This window comes from Pseudoduganella rivuli (assembly GCF_009674485.1).
Lineage (GTDB): Bacteria > Pseudomonadota > Gammaproteobacteria > Burkholderiales > Burkholderiaceae_D > Rugamonas > Rugamonas rivuli_B.
On sequence record NZ_WKJJ01000004.1, the window covers coordinates 379,679 to 400,685 of the forward strand.

Annotated in this window: 18 protein-coding genes; 16 read left to right on the forward strand and 2 right to left on the reverse strand. The window is 65.7% G+C overall.

Features of this window, described 5'->3' with window-relative positions:
- Positions 1-7 precede the first annotated feature (7 nt).
- Both GJ700_RS08580 and GJ700_RS08585 read left to right on the forward strand, forming a co-directional pair.
- A complete protein-coding gene (locus GJ700_RS08580; protein ID WP_154372608.1) occupies positions 8-1,669 on the forward strand; it encodes an FAD-dependent oxidoreductase in 1,662 nt (553 codons plus the stop codon).
- Positions 1,666-1,902: a DUF2783 domain-containing protein gene (locus GJ700_RS08585; protein WP_154372610.1), complete on the forward strand. Its 237-nt coding sequence runs from the start codon at positions 1,666-1,668 to the stop codon at positions 1,900-1,902. Before GJ700_RS08580 ends, GJ700_RS08585 begins: the two co-directional genes overlap by 4 nt.
- Before the next feature lie 325 nt (positions 1,903-2,227).
- Here GJ700_RS08585 and GJ700_RS08590 read toward each other — a convergent pair whose 3' ends face one another.
- Entirely contained in the window at positions 2,228-3,220 is a 993-nt protein-coding gene (locus GJ700_RS08590) for a helix-turn-helix domain-containing protein (protein WP_195763828.1), read from the reverse strand.
- Between the two features lie 343 nt (positions 3,221-3,563).
- Between GJ700_RS08590 and GJ700_RS08595 the strand changes: the two genes are divergently transcribed.
- From GJ700_RS08595 to GJ700_RS08660, 14 genes are read left to right on the forward strand one after another with little or no spacing between them, the layout of a single operon-like run.
- The gene (locus GJ700_RS08595) at positions 3,564-4,706 is read left to right on the forward strand and encodes an amine dehydrogenase large subunit (protein ID WP_195763829.1); all 1,143 of its coding nucleotides are present in this window, start codon (positions 3,564-3,566) and stop codon (positions 4,704-4,706) included.
- Positions 4,703-5,248, forward strand: a complete 546-nt coding sequence (locus tag GJ700_RS08600) for a MauE/DoxX family redox-associated membrane protein (RefSeq protein ID WP_154372616.1) — start codon at positions 4,703-4,705, stop codon at positions 5,246-5,248. The genes GJ700_RS08595 and GJ700_RS08600 overlap by 4 nt, the downstream gene beginning before the upstream one ends.
- 27 nt (positions 5,249-5,275) lie before the next feature.
- Positions 5,276-5,896 (forward strand): methylamine dehydrogenase accessory protein MauD, encoded by a 621-nt coding sequence (gene mauD, locus GJ700_RS08605; RefSeq protein WP_154372630.1) that lies wholly within the window; start codon positions 5,276-5,278, stop codon positions 5,894-5,896.
- 12 nt (positions 5,897-5,908) lie between these two features.
- The gene (locus tag GJ700_RS08610; RefSeq protein ID WP_154372632.1) at positions 5,909-6,445 is read left to right on the forward strand and encodes a methylamine dehydrogenase light chain; all 537 of its coding nucleotides are present in this window, start codon (positions 5,909-5,911) and stop codon (positions 6,443-6,445) included.
- 2 nt (positions 6,446-6,447) lie between these two features.
- Positions 6,448-6,891, forward strand: coding sequence for a c-type cytochrome (locus tag GJ700_RS08615; RefSeq protein ID WP_154372634.1), 444 nt, complete (start codon positions 6,448-6,450; stop codon positions 6,889-6,891).
- Positions 6,888-7,421: a cytochrome c family protein gene (locus GJ700_RS08620; RefSeq protein ID WP_154372636.1), complete on the forward strand. Its 534-nt coding sequence runs from the start codon at positions 6,888-6,890 to the stop codon at positions 7,419-7,421. The genes GJ700_RS08615 and GJ700_RS08620 overlap by 4 nt, the downstream gene beginning before the upstream one ends.
- A 22-nt stretch (positions 7,422-7,443) precedes the next feature.
- Entirely contained in the window at positions 7,444-8,916 is a 1,473-nt protein-coding gene (locus GJ700_RS08625; protein WP_154372638.1) for an aldehyde dehydrogenase family protein, read from the forward strand.
- A gap of 41 nt (positions 8,917-8,957) precedes the next feature.
- Positions 8,958-10,331, forward strand: coding sequence for a DUF1329 domain-containing protein (locus tag GJ700_RS08630; RefSeq protein ID WP_154372640.1), 1,374 nt, complete (start codon positions 8,958-8,960; stop codon positions 10,329-10,331).
- A gap of 15 nt (positions 10,332-10,346) precedes the next feature.
- Positions 10,347-12,059, forward strand: a complete 1,713-nt coding sequence (locus GJ700_RS08635) for a DUF1302 domain-containing protein (RefSeq protein WP_154372642.1) — start codon at positions 10,347-10,349, stop codon at positions 12,057-12,059.
- An 11-nt stretch (positions 12,060-12,070) separates the two neighbouring features.
- A complete protein-coding gene (locus tag GJ700_RS08640) occupies positions 12,071-14,434 on the forward strand; it encodes an efflux RND transporter permease subunit (RefSeq protein WP_229506884.1) in 2,364 nt (787 codons plus the stop codon).
- Positions 14,435-14,447: 13 nt separating this feature from the next.
- A complete protein-coding gene (locus GJ700_RS08645; protein ID WP_229506885.1) occupies positions 14,448-15,389 on the forward strand; it encodes a WD40/YVTN/BNR-like repeat-containing protein in 942 nt (313 codons plus the stop codon).
- A complete protein-coding gene (locus tag GJ700_RS08650; protein WP_195763830.1) occupies positions 15,386-16,975 on the forward strand; it encodes a methyl-accepting chemotaxis protein in 1,590 nt (529 codons plus the stop codon). Before GJ700_RS08645 ends, GJ700_RS08650 begins: the two co-directional genes overlap by 4 nt.
- A gap of 38 nt (positions 16,976-17,013) precedes the next feature.
- The gene (locus GJ700_RS08655; protein ID WP_154372648.1) at positions 17,014-17,820 is read left to right on the forward strand and encodes a ferritin-like domain-containing protein; all 807 of its coding nucleotides are present in this window, start codon (positions 17,014-17,016) and stop codon (positions 17,818-17,820) included.
- 59 nt (positions 17,821-17,879) lie between these two features.
- Entirely contained in the window at positions 17,880-19,061 is a 1,182-nt protein-coding gene (locus tag GJ700_RS08660) for a sterol desaturase family protein (RefSeq protein ID WP_154372650.1), read from the forward strand.
- Here the strand turns inward: GJ700_RS08660 and GJ700_RS08665 are convergent.
- On the reverse strand, positions 19,024-20,811 hold the full coding sequence (locus GJ700_RS08665; protein ID WP_154372653.1) for an ABC transporter permease: 1,788 nt from the start codon (positions 20,809-20,811) through the stop codon (positions 19,024-19,026). The genes GJ700_RS08660 and GJ700_RS08665 overlap by 38 nt on opposite strands.
- Positions 20,812-21,007 lie beyond the last annotated feature (196 nt).

The following is a 21,007-nucleotide window of genomic DNA, read 5'->3' on the forward strand; positions in this document are numbered from 1 at the left end:
GGATGACATGGATTATCAACACCAGACATTCGATTACACCGCCGCGGCCGGCTCGGGCAAGGGCGGCCACCATCCGGTCGTGGTGGTGGGCGCCGGCCCGGTCGGCCTGGCCACGGCCATCGACCTGGCGCAGCAGGGCATGCCGGTATTGCTGCTCGACGACGACAACAAACTGTCGGTGGGTTCGCGCGCCATCTGTTTTTCCAAGCGCACGCTGGAAATCTTCGACCGCCTGCACTGCGGCCGGCGCATGCTGGACAAGGGCGTCAGCTGGAACGTGGGCCGCGTGTTCATGCAGGACCAGCCGGTCTACAGTTTCGACCTGTTGCCGGAGCAGGGGCACCAGTATCCGGCTTTCATCAACCTGCAGCAGTATTACGTGGAAGGGTACCTGTACGAGCGGGCGGCCCAGCTGGATAACCTGGAAATCCGCTGGTCCAGCAAGGTCACGGGGCTGACGCAGTACGACGGCCATGTGGAACTGGCCGTGGCGGCGCCGGACGGCGATTACGCGGTGCGGGCATCCTACGTGGTGGCGGCCGATGGCGGGCGCAGCACCATGCGCGGTTTGCTGGGGCTGGAAAGCCATGGCCGAACGTTCCGCGACCGCTTCCTGATCGCCGACGTGAAAATGACGGCGGACTTCCCGTCGGAACGGTGGTTCTGGTTCGACCCGCCATTCCACCGGGGCCAGTCGGTGCTGCTGCACCGCCAGCCCGACAACGTGTGGCGCATCGACTTCCAGCTGGGCTGGGATGCGGACCCGGTGGCGGAAAAAGAACCGGAGCGGGTGATCCCCCGCATCCGCGCGCTGCTGGGCAAGGACGTGGACTTCGAGCTGGAATGGGTATCGATCTATACGTTCTGCTGCCTGCGCATGGATGCGTTCCGCCATGGCCGCGTGCTGTTCGCCGGCGATTCCGCGCATGGCGTGTCGCCGTTCGGCGCGCGAGGCGCCAACAGCGGCGTCCAGGACGCGGAAAACCTCGCGTGGAAACTCAGGCTGGTGCTGGAAGGCCGTGCGCCGGACAGCCTGCTGGACACCTATGCGCGGGAACGGGAATATGCGGCCGATGAAAACATCCTGAACTCCACGCGGGCCACGGATTTCATCACGCCCAAGAGCGATGTGAGCCGCCTGTTCCGCGACGCGGTGCTGCGGTTGGCCAGGGACCATGACTTTGCGCGCAAGCTGGTCAACAGCGGGCGCCTGTCGCTGCCGTCGACTTACGTGGATTCCGCGCTGAATACGGCGGATACCGATGCATTTGCCGGCGGGCTGCGTCCCGGTGCGCCGGCGGCCGATGCCCCGGTCACCATGGGTGGCGAGGCGGACTGGTTGTTGCGCAACACGGGCGGCGTGTTCACCGGGATTTACTTTGCCGGTGCGGCGGACGATGCGGAGGCGATGCGGGGCTTTGCCGCGCTGGCCGACAGCGGCGTGCCGGTGCGCACGGTGATGGTCGCGCCGCGGGGGCAGGGCGGTAACGGCGTGTTCGAAGACTGCGAAGGGCTGGCAACGGCCCGCTATGACGCCCGGCCCGGGACATATTACCTGCTGCGACCCGACCAGCACGTCTGCGCCCGCTGGCGCACGTTCAGCGCCGGCCAGGTACGCGCCGCGCTGGCCCGCGCCACCTGCAACGAACAATCCAAGGAGCTAACATGAGCCCGAGCGACAACCAGAAACTGAACCTGGCGCCCAACCTGTCCGATCCGGACGCCTTCTACGAAGCGCTGATCGACGCGCACCAGGACCTCAGCGCAGACCAAAGCAACATGTTGAATGCGCAACTGATCCTGCTGCTGTCCAATCACATCGGCTCCTTGCCCGTGCTGCGCGAAGCGTTCGCCATCGCCCGCGCAGACGCCACCCCGGTGGGGTCAGGCGTGAATTCGTGACGGGAATCCGTGGGGTCAGGCGTGCAATCGTGCATTCACAGCCTTCCCCACGGACGGGTAGCCTATAGGAGCCGTGCGGTACAAGGCGCCATGGCTTCAGATAGCGGATTGTGTCACCACTGTTTCCGCGCTGAGCCGGCCCGGGAGGCATGTAGGCATTCTGTCTCGACCGGTGGCCTCGCGGGGGCAGAATGGCGGTGCATCCCTGCGGTACAAGGGGCGGTGCGGGAATTGCCGGGGCTGCCGGGGCGTGCCGAATGCACAATTGCACGCCTGACCCCACGCCGGGAGCGCACGATTGCACGCCTGACCCCAAGGGGGGGCGTCAAGGGATTGCGACACCAGCCTGCGCCGCCTGCCGCAACGTTTCGGACGGCAGCACGCCGAACTGGCGCTTGTAGTCGCCGGCGAAGCGGCTTGGGTGGTCGTAGCCGCATTGGGCGGCGACTTCCGCGATGCTGGGCGGGTACTTGGTGCGGCTGGCGCCTTGATTGCGCAGCAGGCTGCGCGCCGCGTTCAGGCGCATCGCCTTCAGGTATTGCTGCGGCGACATATCCAGGCAATGCTCGAAATGGTATTGCAAGGTGCGCTGGCTCACGTGCGTGGCGGCGCACACGTCGGCAATCGTGAAATTCCTGTCCAGGTTCCTGCTCATGTAGCGGATCGCTTGCCGCACCACGCGCGCCTGGCGGTCGGCCGACTGCGGCAGCGGTACCGCTTCCTGCATGGTGCTCATGTTCAGCGCCAGCAGGATGTTGTTCAGCGCCGTATCGGCCAGCAGCGACATCGGCATGCTGGCCGGCCACGTGTCGTCGTTTTGCAGGATTTGCGACATCATCAGCCAGAAGTGGCGCAGCATCATGGTCGCCGCCGGCGCCAGCGGCACCACGTTTTGTGTCAGCGCCCGCTGCACCACGCCGTTGTAGCCGCCGTCCTGGCCGGTGAACATACTGCTTTCCATCGCTACGCCCAGTAATTGCGTGCTGCCTTCGGTACGGAAGTCGTATTCCCTGCCGCCTTCCATCACGATCAGCGACGATGTGCTGACGGTGCGGCGGTCCACCTGCAGCGCATTGTCGCGGTTCAGCACCAGGCCGAATACCAGGCTGTCCTCGGGCGGCACCACGCTCTCGTGCAGCGACTGGTTGGTCTGTTCGCCGACGATGGTGATGCGCGGGCCCTGCACGGTGGAGACGGTGCCGAGGAATTTACCGCAACTGAGCTGGCGGTATTCCTGTTCCCAGCCACGCAACATGTCCGATTGTTCGTCGATGTCCTGGCTGTGCCAGCGTTGGATGGTGGTGCGATCGGGTTGCATGGCGAAGTCTCGATATAGGTATGCGTGTGTATCGCCCGATGCTACCGCCATGCAAGCGACGGCAATATCCGGAATTCGCAATTCCTTATCCGTTTGTGGTGGCGCGGCCACGCAAAAAACCTGGATTATTTTTGCATTTTAGGCCAGTTGGCCTTGTTTTGACGCGGGACAGGCCGCTATTTCCTCGCTGCCCCGTCGTTCTCACCCCGTTTTCACCGCGCTTTCACCGCGCTTTTACCGTTTGCATCCGCGTTTCCGTTCCCACGATCTGCCGATTCCGGATAACGCCCATTTTCCCTGGCCCATACAGTTCGGTCATCGCAACAAACGATGGGAAATGAGCATGATGCCGAAATTACAAAATTGCGCGGGGCTGTTGCTGGCGGTACTGGCCAGTGGCGTGCACGCCGCGGAGTTCGAACCTGAGCGCCTGAAGGATGGCGTCTCGCTGCCGGCCGACATGCCGCGCCTCTACGTGTCGGACTTTTCGATCGGCCACTTGTCTGACGCCCGCGTCCACGTGCTCGATGGCCGCAACGGCAAATTCGCCGGCGTGGTCGACGCCGGCTATGCTGGCGCGTTCACGACGTCGCCGGATGGCAAGCGCCTGTACGTGGCCGCCACCTACATGACGCGCCACACGCACGGCGAGCGCCAGGACATGGTGGAGATCTACGACGCGGACACGCTGCGCATGGTGGGTGACGTGGCGATCCCCAACAAGAAGGCCCAGGCGGCCTTCATGCACAACCTGCTGCGCACGTCGTTTGACGGCCGCTACCTGTACGTGCAAAACGCGACGCCGGCAACGTCGGTGACGGTGGTTGACTTGCAGGAAAAGAAAGTGCTGGCCGAAGTGGCCAGCCCCGGCTGCTACGGCATTTACCCGTCGCAGACCGAAGCGCTGCGCATTTCCATGCTGTGCGGCGACGGCAAGCTGGCCACCGTGACGCTCGATGCGGCCGGCAAGGTGGCGCAACGGGCCGTGTCGCCCAAGTTCTTCGATGCGGGCGACGACCCGGTCTATGTGCCATCGCCGGCCCATGATGGCCGCAACTATTTCGTCACGTTCCAGGGCCGCCTGCACAGGGCGGATTTGCGCGGCGCCGAACCCGTGGTGGAACAGACCGTGTCGTTCGTCACGGAGGCGGACCGCAAGCAGGGCTGGCGCCCGGGCGGCTACCAGGCTTTCACGCTGGACCAGGCGCGCAACCGCCTGCTGGTCGGCATGCATCCGAAAGGGCAGGAAGGCACGCACAAGTTTCCCGCCCGGGAAATCTGGACCGTGGACCTGGCCACCGGCAAGCGCGTGGCGCGCACGCCATCGAAAAACGCCATTGCGCTGTCGGTGGCCGGCAGCGGCAAGACCCTGTATGCACTGAATGGCGCGACCAACCAGGTGGTGGCGTATGCGCTGCCGGCCATGCGTGAAAGCTACGTGTCCGAGCCCGTCGGCGAAGCGCCGCTGCAGGTGGATGCGCCATGAACGCCGATCCCGTAGTGGTCCTGCTGCCAGGCGCGTTCTTTGCACTGCTGTTCGGTATCGCCGCCACCCACAAGCTGCTGGCCTGGCGCGTTTTCCAGCAACAGGTGACCGATTACCGCGTGCTGCCGCGCGCATTGGGCACGCCGGCGGCCGCCGCGATTCCCGCGTTCGAGGCGCTGGTTGCCGCCGGCTGGCTCGACGGCGCAACGCGCGCCGCCGCCGCACTGGCGTCTGCGGCGCTGCTGTGCGCCTATGCGTGGGGCATGGCGTGGAACCTGCGCCGGGGCCGCGACACCATCGACTGCGGTTGCGGCGGCGCCGACGGCACGCAAGTGATCCGCTGGGCGCTGGTGGTGCGCAACGTCTTGCTGGCGCTGGCCGCCCTGGCTGCGCTCCCGCTGGCGGCGCCGGGCGGACTGGCGCGGCAACCGGGCTGGGTGGACTGGCTCAGCATCGACGCGGGTGCGCTGGTGTTGATGGGCACGTATATCGCGCTGAACCAGGTGCTGGCGAACTTGCCGCCGCAGCGCGTGCTGGATTAACGAATCAAGAATCGAAGGAGAGAAGACATGGAAACCGCATTGCTGGTATCGAATGGTTTGGTGTGGTGCGTGCTGCTGGCACTGGTGGCGATGGTGATCGCGCTGGCGCGCCAGGTGGGCGTGCTGTTTGAACGGGTGGCGCCGATGGGCGCGCTGGTGACGGACTCCGGTCCGAAAGTTGGCGAGGCTGCGCCGGCCATGGCGCTGCGCACGCTCGACAACGGCAGCCTGCAATTGCCGGGACCAGCGGGGGCGAGCACCTTGCTGTTCTTCCTGTCGCCCACGTGCCCCGTCTGCAAGAAACTGTTGCCGGTCCTGAAATCCATGCAGCGCGCGGAAAGCGGCTGGCTGCGCATGGTGCTGGCCAGCGACGGCGACACGGTGGAGCACCAGGCGTTCCGGCGCGAATACGGACTAACGGGCTTCCCGTACGTGCTGTCCGCGCCGCTGGGCATGGCTTACCGCGTATCGCGCCTGCCGTATGCGGTGCTGATCGATGCACAGGGCAACGTCAGCGCCAAGGGCCTGATCAATTCACGCGAACAACTGGAAAGCCTGCTGACGGCGCAGGAACTTGGCGTGGCGTCGGTGCAGGAATTCCTGGCGCCCGAACACACCCACGCGCATCACCACGGCCATCAACACTAAGGAGCAGCAACAATGTTTAACTGGTTCGACAAGCTGGCCGAGCGCCAGAGCCGCAAACTGGCGCAAACGGTGTCGCGCCGCCATGCGCTGAACCGCATCAGCCGCGCACTGGTGGGCGCCGCGTTCATCCTGCCGGTCTTGCCGTTCGACCGCAGCACGGCCCATGCCGCGCATGGCGGCGGCAAGGCCGATCCCAAGGCCGCCGCCGGCGATCCGACCGCCTGCGAATACTGGCGCTACTGCGCCATCGACGGCTTCCTGTGCTCATGCTGCGGCGGTTCGCTGACGCAGTGCCCGCCCGGCACCAATGCGTCCAAGGTCAGCTGGGTTGGCACTTGCCACAACCCGAACGACGGCAAGGATTACCTGGTCAGCTACAACGATTGCTGCGGCAAGACGTCGTGCGGCAAGTGCATGTGCAATACCAACCTGCGCGAACGCCCCGGTTATTCGATGGGCCTGCACAACGATATCAACTGGTGCATGAGCAACGACAACTCGATGTTCCACTGCACCACGGCGTCCGTGGTCGGACTGGCGGAGGCCTGACCATGCGCGACGTCATTCTCATGGCGGCCATGCTGGCCGCCGCAGGCGGGGCCGGGGCGCAGCAGGTCAGGGGCGCGGATATCTACAAATCCAGCTGCGCCATGTGCCACCAGGACCAGGGACAGGGAGCGGCCGGCGTGGCGCCGCCGCTGAAGGGCAGCCAGTGGGCCAAGTTGGCGCGGGTGCGCAATTATGCGCCCGGCGTGCTGCTGGCCGGCATGCATGGGCCGTTGAGCACCGATGAAGGCACGTTCAATGGCGTGATGCCGACGCAAAACCGTCTCAACGACGAGGAAATCGCCGCCGTTACCGCCTACCTCGTCAGCGATATCGCGGGCCAGAACGGGGCGCCGGTGGTTGTCGCCGCCGACGTGGCGGCGCTGCGCGCCAGGCCGCAGTCGGTGGCGGAATTGCGCGCGGTCCGCAAGCAGGCGCTCGCAAAATGATGCCCGCGCCCGCACGCTCCGTATCGGCCGCATTGGCCGCACTGTGCCTACTGACGTCCAGTCCGGGCGTGCTGGCGCAGCAAGCCCCGATGCAGGGCCGCTACGCCATGGCGTTGCCCTTGCATCCGCCCGGCGCCATGCTGGAATCGCACGGCGGCGCGGACGGGCAAGCCATCACGCCGCAGCGCGCCCGCACGCTGTACCGGCTGTATTGCGCCGGTTGCCACCAATTGGACGGCAGCGGTTCGCCGGCGTTCGGCATTCCCACCATGCGCGGCACCCTGGGCCAGTTCCAGCGCACGCCGGCGGGACGCGCGTTCCTCGTGCAGGCGCCCGGCGCGCGCAATGCCCGTATCACGGACGCGGAACTGGCCGCGCTGACCAACTGGGCGCTACGGGAATTTTCGGCCGCCACCTTGCCGGACGACTTCAAGCCCTACACGACAGAAGAAGTCGCCCGCTGGCGCGCCAATCCCCCGCTCGACGTGGCGGGGACCCGCGCCGCCATCGCGGCGGGCTTTCCCAAATAAACCGATCAACCAGGAGACCGACATGACCACCCTCGCAGAACACTTCAACTTGCAGCAACAGTACCGCCATTTCATTGGCGGCGAATGGACCGATGGCGGCAACGGCCATATCGACGTGGTCAATCCCGCCCGGGAAGAAGTCATTGCCCGCGTGCCCAACGGCGGCGTGGAAGAAATCGACGCGGCCGTGTGCGCGGCGCGGGCGCAGTTCGACGGCGGCGCCTGGTCCAGGCTGTCCGGCCCGGAGCGCGGCGCGCTGATGCTGAAGCTGGCCGACCTGGTCGAACGCGATGCGGAGCTGATTGCGCGCTACGACGCGCTGTGCATCGGCCGCCCTTTCGCGGAACCGCAAATCCTCGATTTGCCGAACGCCTTGCAGACGCTGCGCCACTTCGCCGGGTGGGCCGACAAGATCGAAGGGCGAACCATCCCGACTCCCGGCTATTTCGGCCGTCCCACGCTGTCGTACACGATCCGCGAAGCGGTCGGCGTGATCGGCGCCATCGTGCCGTGGAATACGCCGTTCATGATCACGTGCTGGAAACTGGCGCCGGCGCTGGCCACCGGTTGCACCATCGTCATCAAGCCCGCAGAGGAAACCCCGCTGTCCGCACTGCACCTGGCGAAGCTGGCGCAGGAAGCCGGTTTTCCTCCTGGCGTCATCAACGTGGTGACGGGCCGTGGCGCCGTGGCCGGCGCGGCGCTGGCCGTGCATCCGGGAGTCGACAAGGTGACGTTCACCGGCAGTCCCGTGGTGGGCGCTGAAATCATGCGCAACGCCGGTCCGCTGTTCAAGCGCGTTGCGATGGAACTGGGCGGCAAGTCGCCGCAAATCGTGTTCGACGACGCCAACCTCGATGCCGCGATCCAGGGCTGCGCCATGGGCCTGTTTTTCAACCAGGGCCAGGTCTGCGCGGCAGGCACCAGGGTGCTGGTGCAGCGCGGCGTTTACAACCAGGTGCTGCAAGGCTTGCGCGGCGCGGCCGAAAGCATCCGCGTGGGCGATCCGATGGAAGAGGGCGTCAACATGGGAGCGGTGGCCAAGCGGTCGCAATACGACAGCGTGGCGCGCTACATCCGCGCCGGCATCGAAGACGGCGCCACGCTGGTGACGGGCGGCGCGGTGGAAGGCGGCAAGGGCTGCTTCATCCGTCCGACGCTGTTCTCCGACGCCACCAACGACATGCGCATCGCCCGCGAGGAAATCTTCGGGCCGGTCGGCACCCTGATCCCGTTCGACACCGAAGAACAGGCGCTGGCCATGGCCAACGACAGCAAATATGGGCTGGGCGCGACCATCTGGACACAAGACATCGGCCGCGCCCACCGCATGGCGGGGAAGGTGCAGGCAGGCGCCGTCGGCATCAATGGCTGGGCGCCGATCGATGCGCGCCTGCCATGGGGCGGCGTCAAGACCAGTGGCCTGGGCCGTGAACTTGGCTACAGCGGCATCGAAGCCTGCACGGAAGAGAAAGTCATCACTGTCGTTTTGTAATCCTTGTCATATACATAACCATTCGAATTCGGGAGAGCATCATGTTGAAGCGAGCAAATTGGGCCGGTGTGGCGTGCGCCATGCTGGCGGGGACGGCTTCGGCCGCATCCGTGCAAGACCTGGGCACTACGCTGACGCCATTGGGCGGTGAAAAAGCCGGCAACGCGCCGAAGACCATCCCCGCCTGGAGTGCGGATACGGTGCAAACGCCGGGCTGGAGCAACGGCAAATACCGCAAGGATTACTTCAAGTACAAGGATGACAAGCCGCTGGAAGTCATCGACGCCGCCAACGTGGACAAGCATGCGGAACACCTGACGCCGGGCCAGGTCGCACTGTTCAAGCAAATCAAGGGCTACAAGATGGAAGTCTATGCGAGCCACCGCTATTGCAGCGCGCCGGACTTCGTTGTCGACAATACGAAAAAGAACGCGGGTTTCGCCAAACTGGGGGCGGACGGCTGGAGCCTGGGCGAAGCCAACGTGCCGGGCGTGCCATTCCCCTTCCCGCAAACGGGCACGGAAGCCATGTACAACGCGAAGATGCGCTACCGTGGCGTGGGCATTGAATACAAGCAGGTCACCACGGCGGTGTCGCCGCGCAAGGGCAGCACGGAATGGATCCGGGCGGGATCGGAGCAGACCATGTTCTTCCCCTGGGGAGCGAAGGGCAGCAACAAGCTGAGCGCCTTGCCAGGCGTCGAGTATTACACGTACTTCGCCTATTCCACGCCGGCCGCGCTGGCGGGACAGGCGCTGGCCGTGACATTCTTCCTGAACCAGCCGTCGTCGGAAACGTTCTATTACTTCCCGGGCCAGCGTCGCGTGCGTCGCATGCCGGCCTATGCCTACGACGCGCCGCAAATCGGCATGGAAAACCAGTACACGCTCGATGAGCCGTTCGTCTTCAACGGGACGCTGGACCGCTTCGACTGGAAACTGGTGGGCAAGAAGGAAATCTACGTGCCGTACGCGTCGTTTGGCGCCTACAACGCGCAGGCGAAATTCGAGGACGTGGCCAAGGACGACAGCATCGCCCCCGGAGCGCGCCGCTATGAGCTGCACCGCGTGTGGGTGGTGCAGGCGTCCGTCAAGGCGGGAACGCGCCACTCCGCGCCGCAACGCACGTTCTATATCGATGAAGACAGCTGGAACCTGCTGCTGGCGGACGATTACGACGCCCAGGGCAAGCTGTGGAAGCACCGCGAGGGCTACCTGATTCCCGTCTATGAAACCGGCACCTGCGATGTTTCGGCGTTTGCGCAATACAACCTGGCCGAAGGGCGCTATGTGTTCGACCTGCACGCCGTCGGCGCCGGCAAGGACATGACGTGGGTCACCGATGCGAAAGCCGGCCCCCGGTTCAAGTCCAGTTTCTACAGCGCGGACAGCCTGCGCTCCATCAGCGAACGATAAGCGGAGAGGCAAGCGATGATGATGACTATTCGAAAAACCGCCATGGCGGCGGCCCTGCTGTGCGCCGCTTCCGCCCAGGCGATCGAGATCAAGGGCGAGACGGTCAGCGGCAATTTCGATTCCACGGTGTCCGCCGGCATCGGCGTGCGCGCCGGCAACCCGGCCTGTTCCGCCGTGATCGGCAGCTTTGCCGGCAGCTCGTCGCCGATGCAGCCCACCGGACCGGGCGCGCCGGCCGGTTGCGCCGACGTGTTCAGTTCCTACAATGACCAGGGCAACCTGAATTACGGGAAGCACGACCGTTTTACGACGTACCTGAAAGGGACGCACGAGTTGCTGCTGAACTTCCCGGAAGACGTGAAATTCATGGGCCGTGTCAGCTGGCTGCGCGATTTTTCGGCCACCCGCACCACCGGCATCGCCAGCGGCGCGGGGACGCCGGCGCCGTTCGGCGACGATGCGCGCGACGACCTGCGCCAGAAAGTGCGCCTGCTGGACCTGTGGGTGTCCAAGTCATTCACGGCCGGCGACGAGCGCGTGCGGGTCCGCTTGGGCAACCAGGTGGTGAACTGGGGCGAAAGCCTGTTCCTGCCGGGCGGCATGAACCAGACCAACGCCGTGGACCTGATGCGCCTGGCCCAGCCGGGTACGCAATTGAAGGAAGCCGTACTGCCGGCGCCGATGCTCAATGTCGCGTCGGGGCTGGGCCATGGCCTGTCGCTGGAAGCCTACGTGCAGCAGGGATGGAACGGCAATTACTTCCCGCCGGTTGGCAGTTACTGGTCGACCGCGGCGGTGGGCAAGAGTTCTGCCGATTACGGTGTGCCGGTCAACGGCAATCCCCGCAACAGCGGCCAGTATGGCGCCGCGCTGCGCTACCAGCCGGAAGGCACGTCGCTGAACCTCGGCCTGTATGCGATCAACTACCACGACAAGTCGCCCGTGCTGGTGACGTCGGGCACGTCCGGCAGCGGATTTGCCTACCGGTACCTGGAAGACCGTAAATTGCTGGGCGTATCCGCCAATTTCCCGCTGGGGAACTGGGCGATCGGCTCCGAAGTGAGCTACCGTCCGCGCGACGCGGTGGCGCTGAACACATCGGCGCCGGGACTGGCCGACAATGCATTGACGCCGGCCTTTGGCGTGCGCGCCTGCCTGGCCAACGGCAATTGCTACGTGGAGCAAAAGAAGGTGCAGGCGCATTTGACGGGCTTGCTGAGCCTGACGCCGGGCGACCATGGCGCGTTGCTCGATTTGCTGGGCGCCAGCACGGGCACGCTGCTGGCCGAAGCGGTATTGATCCGCTATCCGGACTTGCGCCGGACTTACCAGGGCGTGCCGGTGGCGGCGGGCGGCTGGGGCTGGGGCTATGACACGACGGCCAATGCCGACGCCACCGGCCCCGGCGTGCCTGCCGCCGTGGGCAGCCGCACGTCGTACGGCTACAACTTCGACTTCAGCTGGGTCTATGACGGTACCGTGATCCCGGGCTGGCAAGTGGTGCCGGAAGTGTACTTCTTCCATGCGGTCAAAGGCCGCACGCCCAACATGATGGCAACGTTCATGCAGGGCGCGAAGTCCGCCAACTTCGTGGTGGGCTTCATCAAGAACCCGGCCACGTGGCAGGTCAGCATCAACTATGCGCGGTTCTGGGGCGGCTCGTCCGTGTTTGACCAGCCGCTGCGCGACCGCAGTTTCATTGGCGCCACGGTGTCGCGCAACTTCTGAAGGGTGGCGGTATGAAGCGATTCTTTTCCTTGCGCACCATCGAAGAGCTGGTGTTTCGCTGGCGGTTGCCGATCCTGGCGGCGCTGCTGCTGTTGACGGCGGCCATGGGGTGGTTCGCATGGCAATTGCGGATGGATGCCGGCTTTGAAAAACAAATGCCGGCCAGCCACGAGTATGTGCAAACGTTCCAGCAATACCGCAACGACGTGCTGGGAGCCAACCGCCTGAACGTGGTGCTGAAGGCGCGCAAGGGTTCGATCTGGACCAAAGCGGGCCTGGCGCGGCTGAACGACGTCACGCAAGCCGTGATGTTCCTGCCGAACATTAACCGGCTTGGGGTGCAGTCGCTGTGGACGCCGAACACTTACGTCAACGAAATCACCGAGGAAGGCTTCCGCGCCGACCCGGTGATTCCGGGGACGGTGACGCCGGCCAGCCTGGATGCGGCCACTATCGCGCAGGTGAAACAAGCCGCGCTCAATGGCGGCTTTGTCGGCACGCTGGTGTCGAAAGGCCAGGACAGCGCCATGGTGGTGGCGGAAATCAGCGAATTCGACGCGCAGGGTAACAAGGTCGATTACGTCGCGTATAACCGCTTGCTGGAGCAGCAAGTCCGCATGAAGTTCGAAGATGCGGACTTCGAGGTGCAGATCATCGGCTTTGCCAAGCAGATCGGCGACGTGGCCGACGGGGCGGCCGGCGTCGTGCAATTCTGCATCGTCGCGCTGATCCTCACAACGCTGGCCGTGTACTGGTATTGCCGTTCGGTTCCGTTCACGCTGTTGCCCGTATGCTGTTCGCTGGTGTCGCTGGTCTGGCAATTCGGTACGCTGCGCCTGATGGGTTATGGACTCGACCCGCTGGCCGTGCTGGTGCCGTTCCTCGTGTTTGCCATCGGCGTGTCCCATGGCGTGCAGCAGATTAACTACATCATACGGGGCATCGCGGCCGGCCATGACTGCGAACACGCGGCCAAGGCCAGTTTCAGGGGCTTGCTGGTGCCGGGCGTGCTGGCGCTGCTGACGGCGTTCGTCTCATTCGTGACCCTGGTGCTGATCCCGATCCCCATGGTGAAGGAACTGGCCATCACGGCGTCGATCGGCGTCGCGTACAAGATCGTCACGAACCTGGTGATGCTGCCGCTGGCCGCGTCGTTGCTGAAGGTCGGCCCCCGGTATGCGCGCCACGCCATGCATTTGCAGCAGGAGCGGGGCCACTGGCTGCGGCCATTGTCGCGCGCCGCGCAGCCCCGCGCGGCGGCCGGGATTGCCGTGGCGACGCTGGCGCTGCTGGCGTGGGCGGCCTGGTTCAGCCACGACCGGCTGGTCGGGACCTTGCAGCCGGGCGCGCCGGAATTGCGCGCCGACGCCCGCTACAACCTGGACGCGAAGTCGATCGCCGACAATTACGCCACGGGCCTGGACTGGCTGACGGTGGTATTGGAAACACCCGCCAATTCCTGCGAACAGGTGCAGTTCGGGCGCTACCAGGATGGTTTCGATACGGCCATGCGCAGCGTACCGGGCGTGATGTCGGTCAGTTCCTTCGCGGGACAGCTGAAGGTGTACAACGAGGGTTATAACGAAGGCAACCCCAGGATGTTCACGGTGCCGCTCGATCCCGCCAACTATGCGGCGCTAGGGGTCGAAGTAGGGCGCGTGCGCGGCTATGTCGGCAAGGATTGCGCCATGCTGGCCAGCCACCTGTACCTGTCGGACCACAAGGCCGCCACCATCAACGGCGTGATTGCGGCAGTGCGGGCCTACCGCGACGCGCACAAGCTGCCCGGCCTGAAGATCCGCCTGGCGGCAGGCAATGCCGGTGTGCTGGCGGCGGTCAACGATGAAGTCGAGAAGTCCGAGTTGCCGATGATGTTGTATGTCTATGGCGCGATTGTCGTTCTCGTGTTTGCCGTGTACCGCGATTTGCGCGCCGTGGTGGCGTGCTGCCTGCCGCTGACGGTGGCGACCTTCATCGGCTACGCCTTCATGAAGGAGTTGCAGATCGGCCTGACGGTGGCGACCCTGCCCGTGATGGTGCTGGCGGTCGGCATCGGCGTCGATTATGCGTTTTACATCTATAGCCGGCTGCAAATGCACCTGGCCCACGGCGAACCGATTGCCGTGGCGCTGGAAAAATCCATTCAGGAAGTCGGCATCGCCACCATCTTCACGGCCATTACGCTGGCCATCGGCGTGGCGACCTGGTCGTTCTCCGCGCTGAAGTTCCAGGCCGATATGGGCAAGCTGCTGGCCTTCATGTTTATCGTCAACCTGGTGATGGCGATGACGGCGTTGCCCGCTTTTGCCGTGCTGCTGGAACGCATGTTCCCGCGCAAGGCGCCCGTGAAACTCAGCGCCGCGCTGCAACACTGAAAGGAATATGACGATGAAAACCTTGAAACTGGCGGCGCTGGCGCCCCTGTTGGTGACGATGCTGGCGTCGTCCAACGCGGCCGCGCTCCAGCCGGCGCGCGCCGACGCCCATGCGGCGCAGGCCATGATGCTCGACGCCACGCGGGCGGGCCGGCGCATCGTGGCCGTGGGCGAACATGGCTATGTGCTGATGTCGGACGATGACGGCGCGACGCAGCGCCAGGCGCGTGCCGTCCCGGCCGACATGACGCTGACGGCGGTCTCGTTTGCCGATGCGCGCCATGGCTGGGCCGTCGGCCATGGCGGCGTCATCGTGCACACGGCCGATGGCGGCGAAACGTGGTCGCTGCAGCGCCAGGACGCGGCGGCGGACCAGCCGCTGCTGACGGTGTATTTCCGTGACGCGCAGCATGGCTGGGCGGCGGGACTGTGGTCGCTGCTGCTGGCCACCAGCGATGGCGGCAAGACGTGGCGGCAGGTGGCGCTGCCGCCGCAGGACGGCGGCAAGCGCGCCGACTTGAACTTGCTGAAAATCTTTCCGTCGCAGGGCGGCCAGCTGTTCATCGCGGCCGAACGGGGCATGGTGTTGCGCAGCCGGGATGATGGCGCGTCGTGGCAATACCTGGCGACCGGCAGCAAGGCGTCGCTGTGGAGCGGTACGGCGGCCGGCGGCCACACGTTGCTGGTGGCGGGACTGGGCGGACGCATGCTGCGCAGCACCGACGATGGCGCCAGCTGGGCCGTGGTGGATGCGGGCACCGCCGGCTCCATCACACAATTGCAAGCCGACGCCGGCAGCGTCTGGGCCAGTTCGCTCGACGGCAGGTTGCTGCGCAGCGCCGATGACGGCCGCACATGGGAAACCGTCGGCGCCGCCGGCGAACCACTGACGGCCATCGCCGCGCGCACGGGTGGCGCCTACCTGCGGTACACGCGGCGCGGGCTGGCGAAATGACGCGGACCGGTCTGGCAAGCTGGCGTGACGCCGGCATACGCACGCGGTTGCTGGTGTTTTCCTGCATCTTCACGCTGTGCCTGGCGGTGCTGGGCGGACTGGGCATGGCTGGGGGGCGCCAGGCGTTGCGCAGCATGGAGGCGATCTACCGCAGCGATGCGCGCGCCATCGAACTGCTGGCCGATATCCGCGGCAACATGCTCGACGCCGTGGTCACGTCGCGCATGATGCTGGGGGCGCCGGAGCGCCGCACGGTGCTGCTGCAGACGGCCAACGGCTTCATTGGCCAGGCGGAACGCAGCCTGGCCGGCTACCGCGCGATACCCCGTACGGCGGAGCTGGCGGCGCTGGCGGACCGGTATGACACGGCGCTGGCCGCCGCGTTGCAGGAGACAAAACGCCATGCGCTGGCCGGCAGCACGGGTGACGAAGCCACCGTGGTGGATATTGAAGCCCGTATCGATCCGGTGTGGGATGCTTACATGGCGGCGACGGAAAAGCTGGTGGCGGCGCACAAGCTGCTGGCGGAAGGGCGTTACCAGGACAGCGTGCGCTTCTTCGACTGGCTGACGGCGCTGACCGCCGCCTGCATTGCGGCAGGGGTGGCGCTGGCGGCTTGGCTGCACCGCAACTTTGTCCGGTCGCTGCTGGTACCGCTGGAGGCGGCGGTCGGCAATTGCGAACGTATCGCCGCGGGCGACTTGCGGGCCCGGCTTCCTGCGGCTACCGGGCGGCATGAAGTGGGGCGGCTGGTGTCGGCATTCAGCATCATGCAGCGCGACTTGTCGCATACGGTATCGGCCGTCAAGGACGGCGCGCGGGAGGTCAGCGACGCCACCCGCGGCATTGCCGGCAGCGCACTGGAACTGTCGTCGCGCTCCGAGCGGCAGGCCGCCGCGCTGCACGGCGCGGCCGAACACGTGCAAGCCATCGCGGAAAGCGCGTTGCGCAATGCGGCCAGCGCCGCCGAAGTGCAGGCGCTGGCGCGCCAGGCGGGCGCGGTGGCGGAAGAGGGCAGCCACGCGGTGGCGCGGGTGGTGTCCACCATGGCGCAAATACAGGGAACGGCGCGCCAGGTGGGAGAAATCGTCACGGTGATCGAGTCCATTGCTTTCCAGACCAATATCCTGGCGCTCAACGCGGCCGTGGAAGCGGCGCGGGCCGGCGAGCATGGACGGGGCTTCGCCGTGGTGGCCGGCGAAGTGCGGGAACTGGCGCAGCGCTCGGCGTCCGCCGCGCGCGATATCGGCCAGTTGCTGGGGCGCTCGGCGCGCGAAGTCTCGGCCGGTTCCGCCATTGCCAACGACGCGGGCGCCACGATGGCGCGCATGCTGGCGTCGGTCAGGCAGGTGGCCGGCATCGTTGGCGCCATAGCCGGCGCGTCGCAAAGCCAGTCAGCCGGCATTGCCAGCCTCAGTCTCGCGGTGGCCGACATGGAAGACGCCACGCACTGCAACGCGGCGCTGGCGGAACAGGTGGGCGCGGCTGCCGGCGTGCTGGCCGAACAGGCCGATGGCCTGGCGGCGGCCGTGTCGGTGTTCCAGCCGATGACCTCGCAGCCGCGCGATGCGTTGCGGCTCGGCTGAATTTGGTACACTCCGTCCTTTTTGCTGCTGGAACTACCATGGCGAACCCGCCCGACCTGCCCGAACTCCGCGCCGTGGCGCTGGAATGCCTGTTGATCAACGACCCCATGGCCAAGGGCGCCGCTGTCGCCGCCATGAACGATACGGTGCAAGCGGGCGCTTATACGCTCGATACCTGCGCCGCCCTGCAAACGGACGCGGCGATCCCGGGCCGTCCGGCGCGTCCCGAACTGGTGGCGCCACGCCTGGTGGGGCACCGCTCGATGGCGACCGTCGAAGGGCGCGCCATGCTGGTGCATGCGCTGGCGCATATTGAATTCAACGCCGTCAACCTGGCGCTCGATGCGCTGTGGCGTTTCCCGGACATGCCGCAGCAGTATTACCACGACTGGCTGCGCGTGGCGCGGGAAGAGGCGTATCACTATTCGTTGTTGTCCGCCCACCTGGAAACGCTGGGTTTCCGCTATGGCGATTTTCCGGCCCACGGCAGCCTGTGGGAAATGGTGGAACGCACCAAAGGGGATGTCCTGGCCCGCATGGCGCTGGTGCCCCGTACGCTGGAAGCCCGGGGGCTGGACGCGATCCCGTCGCTGCGCGCAAAGCTGGCGCAGGCCGGCGACCAGGCGGCTGCCGCCATCCTCGACATTATCTTGCGCGACGAAATCGGCCACGTGGAAATCGGCAACCGCTGGTATTTCCACATGTGCCGCCTGCGCGGCGTGGCGCCGGCGCCGACGTATGCGGAACTGGTGGAGCAGTACAAGGTGAACCTCAAGGGGCCGTTCAACGTCGATGCGCGCATCGAGGCCGGCTTTACGGAAGAGGAATTGCGCAGCTTTGTCTAGGCGGGGAATCCGGTTATCATCGTGTTTTTGATAGCAACTTTGCAAGGCGGAGGTGCAACATGGTCGATAAGCGGGTCGTAGAACCAGCCAAAACAGTGGTCAAGCATGTCAGCGGCGCCGTCAATGAGACGGCGGTGTTACTCAAGCAAAGCGGCCCGCTCGCGCCGGGCAGCGGCCTGGCCAGCGGCGTGCTGGCGTTTTCGCTGGCGTTTCTCAGCTTGCTGGGTGTGGCGGCGTTTCACTTTCCCCAATACCTGACGACGCCGGAATTGCGGCGCGAATACGATCCGGACGTCATCCGCCACATCATGTTTGCCGCGCTGGTGATTGCCGGTTCGATCAGCCTGCTCAACGTGCTGTTCAAACGCGAGCGGGCGCTGAACGCCATCGCAGGGCTGATGGTGATCGGCGCCGTGGCGGCCGGCGGTTCCCACGTGCCGGTCAACGATTTCCCCGACCATACGCCGTACATCGGGCTGGACTGGTTCATCCTGGATTTACTGGGTTCCACCGTGATTTTCGCGGCAATCGAAAAGCTCTTCCCGCTGTATAAGGGGCAGTTGCTGTTCCGGCGCGAATGGCAGACCGACATGGTGCATTTCGCCGTCAACCATTTCATCGTGGGACTGGCGCTGCTGACGGTGAACTTCGCGATCCACCGGCTGTTCGGCTGGATGGTCAACGATACCGTGCACGGATTCGTGAAAGCCATCCCGTTCATCCCGCAACTGTTGCTGTGTATTTTGGTGGCGGACCTGGTGCAGTACTGGACGCACCGCAGCTACCACGAAATCCCGTTCCTGTGGCGGTTCCACGCCGTCCACCATTCGGCCAAGACCATGGACTGGCTGGCCGGATCGCGCCAGCACATCCTGGAATTGCTGTGCACCCGCGTCGGCGTGCTGGGCGCACTGTACGTGCTTGGCTTCGACAAGGAAGTCATGGACGTCTACATCATCGTGGTCGGTTTCCAGGCCGTGTTCAACCACGCCAACGTGCACCTGCCATGGGGGCCGCTGAAGTACATCATCGTCACGCCGGACTTCCACCATTGGCACCATTCGTCCGACGACGTGGCGATCGACCGCAATTACGCCGCCCATTACGCCTTCCTGGACCACCTGTTCGGCACCGCCATCAAGGGCCAGAAAGGCTTCCCGGAAAAGTACGGTGTGCAGGGCGACTACATGCCGGACGGCTTCATCAACCAACTGCTGTTCCCGTTCCGTTCGCAAAAGTAAGCGCCGGCTGGCGGCGGTCCGCCAGCCGGTACAGGCCGCGCCACAGCGTGTGGTTCAGCGCCACCACATAGATGCACATGACGGCAATTCCCAGCGCCAGCCGGGGCATGTCGCCGGCGTCCGTCATCTGGCGGATATAGCTGCCCAGGCCGTGCGCCGTCACCGTGGTATCGCCCCAGTTGATGTATTCCGCCACCACGCTGGCGTTCCATGAACCGCCGCAGGCCGTCAGCATGCCTGTCACGCAGTGCGGCGCCACGGCGGGCAGGTAGACGCCGCGCCAGGTTTGCCAGCGCGTCAGTCCCGCCACCTGTTTTTCCGGCAAGGTCGCCGCGCCCGCCATCACATTGAACAGGATGTACCACTGGGTACCGGCCACCAGCAGCACGCTGAGCCAGATGTCCGGGTTCAGGCGGAACGTGGCCAGCGCCACGGCGGCCAGCGGGAACAGCAGGTTCAACGGCAATGCCGCCAGCCACTGCGCCGCCCCCTGCACGATTTTCGTGCGGCGCGGCCGCAGTCCGGCCCAGATCGAGAACGGCACCCAGAACAGCGACACCAGCGCCACCGGCACCAGCACCCGCAGCAGGGTCAGCAATCCCAGCCACGCGACGTGGGCGGTTTCGCGCCAGCCGCATTCCGCTTCGATCAGGGTGGCGCAGGCGGACAACGCCCATGCCGCCGCCACGGCGCAGGCGAATCCGGCGGCCAGCGGCGCGAACTTGCGCAGGTGGCGCATGGCGGCGCGCGGCGTATTCCGTTGCGTGCCTTCAGCATGGGCTGCATGCTTGCCGGCCCAGCGGGCCGCCGCTTCCCCGGCAGTGGCAGGCGGCTGGCTGTACCAGCCCGGCATGCCGGCCAGTCCCCGATACAGGCTGCCGGCCAGCACGCGCGTCCAGGCGCCGCGCCGCACCCAGTTCATCAGCCACGTGCGCCGTTGCGTGGTGTTGCCCTGCATGCGCGACGTCCATGCCAGCAGGGGACGGAACAGCAACTGGTCGTACAGGACGATTCCCGCCAGCATCGCCAGCATGGCCCAGGCAATGGCGATCATGTCGCGCTGTTCGATGGCGGCGGCAATCCAGGCCCCGATACCCGGCAGGCGGATGTCGCGGCCCGCGACGGTGATGACTTCCGACGCGACAAGGAAAAACCAGCCGCCCGACATCGACATCATCATGTTCCACAGCAGCGGCTGCGCGCCATGGGGCAATTCGATGCGCCAGAACCGCTGCCAGCCGTTCATGCGCTGGCGCCGCGCCGCGCGCTGCAAGGCCGGCGGCACGGTGCGGATCGAGTGATACAGGCTGAACGCCATGTTCCACGCCTGGGAGCTGAAGATCGCAAAGATCGCCGCGCATTCGGCGCCCAACACGCTGCCCGGGAACAGCGCGATGAACGGCGCCACGGCAATCGCCTGGAAGCCCAGCACAGGCACCGATTGCAGCACGTCCAGCAGGGGCAGCAGCGCCTTGCCCACGCGCGGATAACGGTTGGCCGCGACGGCAAACGCAAACGTGAACAGCAGCGAACAGCCCAGCGCGGCAAACATCCGCAGCAAGGTGCGCAGCAGGTAGTACGGCAAATGGTGCGGCGCCAGCGCCACGGGGGCGCTGGAAGCCAGCGGCGCCGCCATTTGCACGGCGCCATACATCGCGGCAGCCAGCAACGCCGCCAGCAATGGCAGCAACGCCAGGTCGTAGCGGTTGGGCCGTACGGCCGCCGCCTGAACAGCAGGATTGAACAGCATGAGACCTCCGTCGGTAAAGACGGGCGTCCCTTTGATGCACGCTCGCATGCAGGCCAGCCAGGGTGCTTCTGGCTAGCCGGTGTGATGTGTCTGGAAAGCGCGCCCCGGCAATGCCGGCGGCGTGGATGCCATCTTCCGCTCAGGGCGGTCGACAGCAGGGGAAAGGAATTCCTGCGGCGTTACGCCCGGGCGGGGC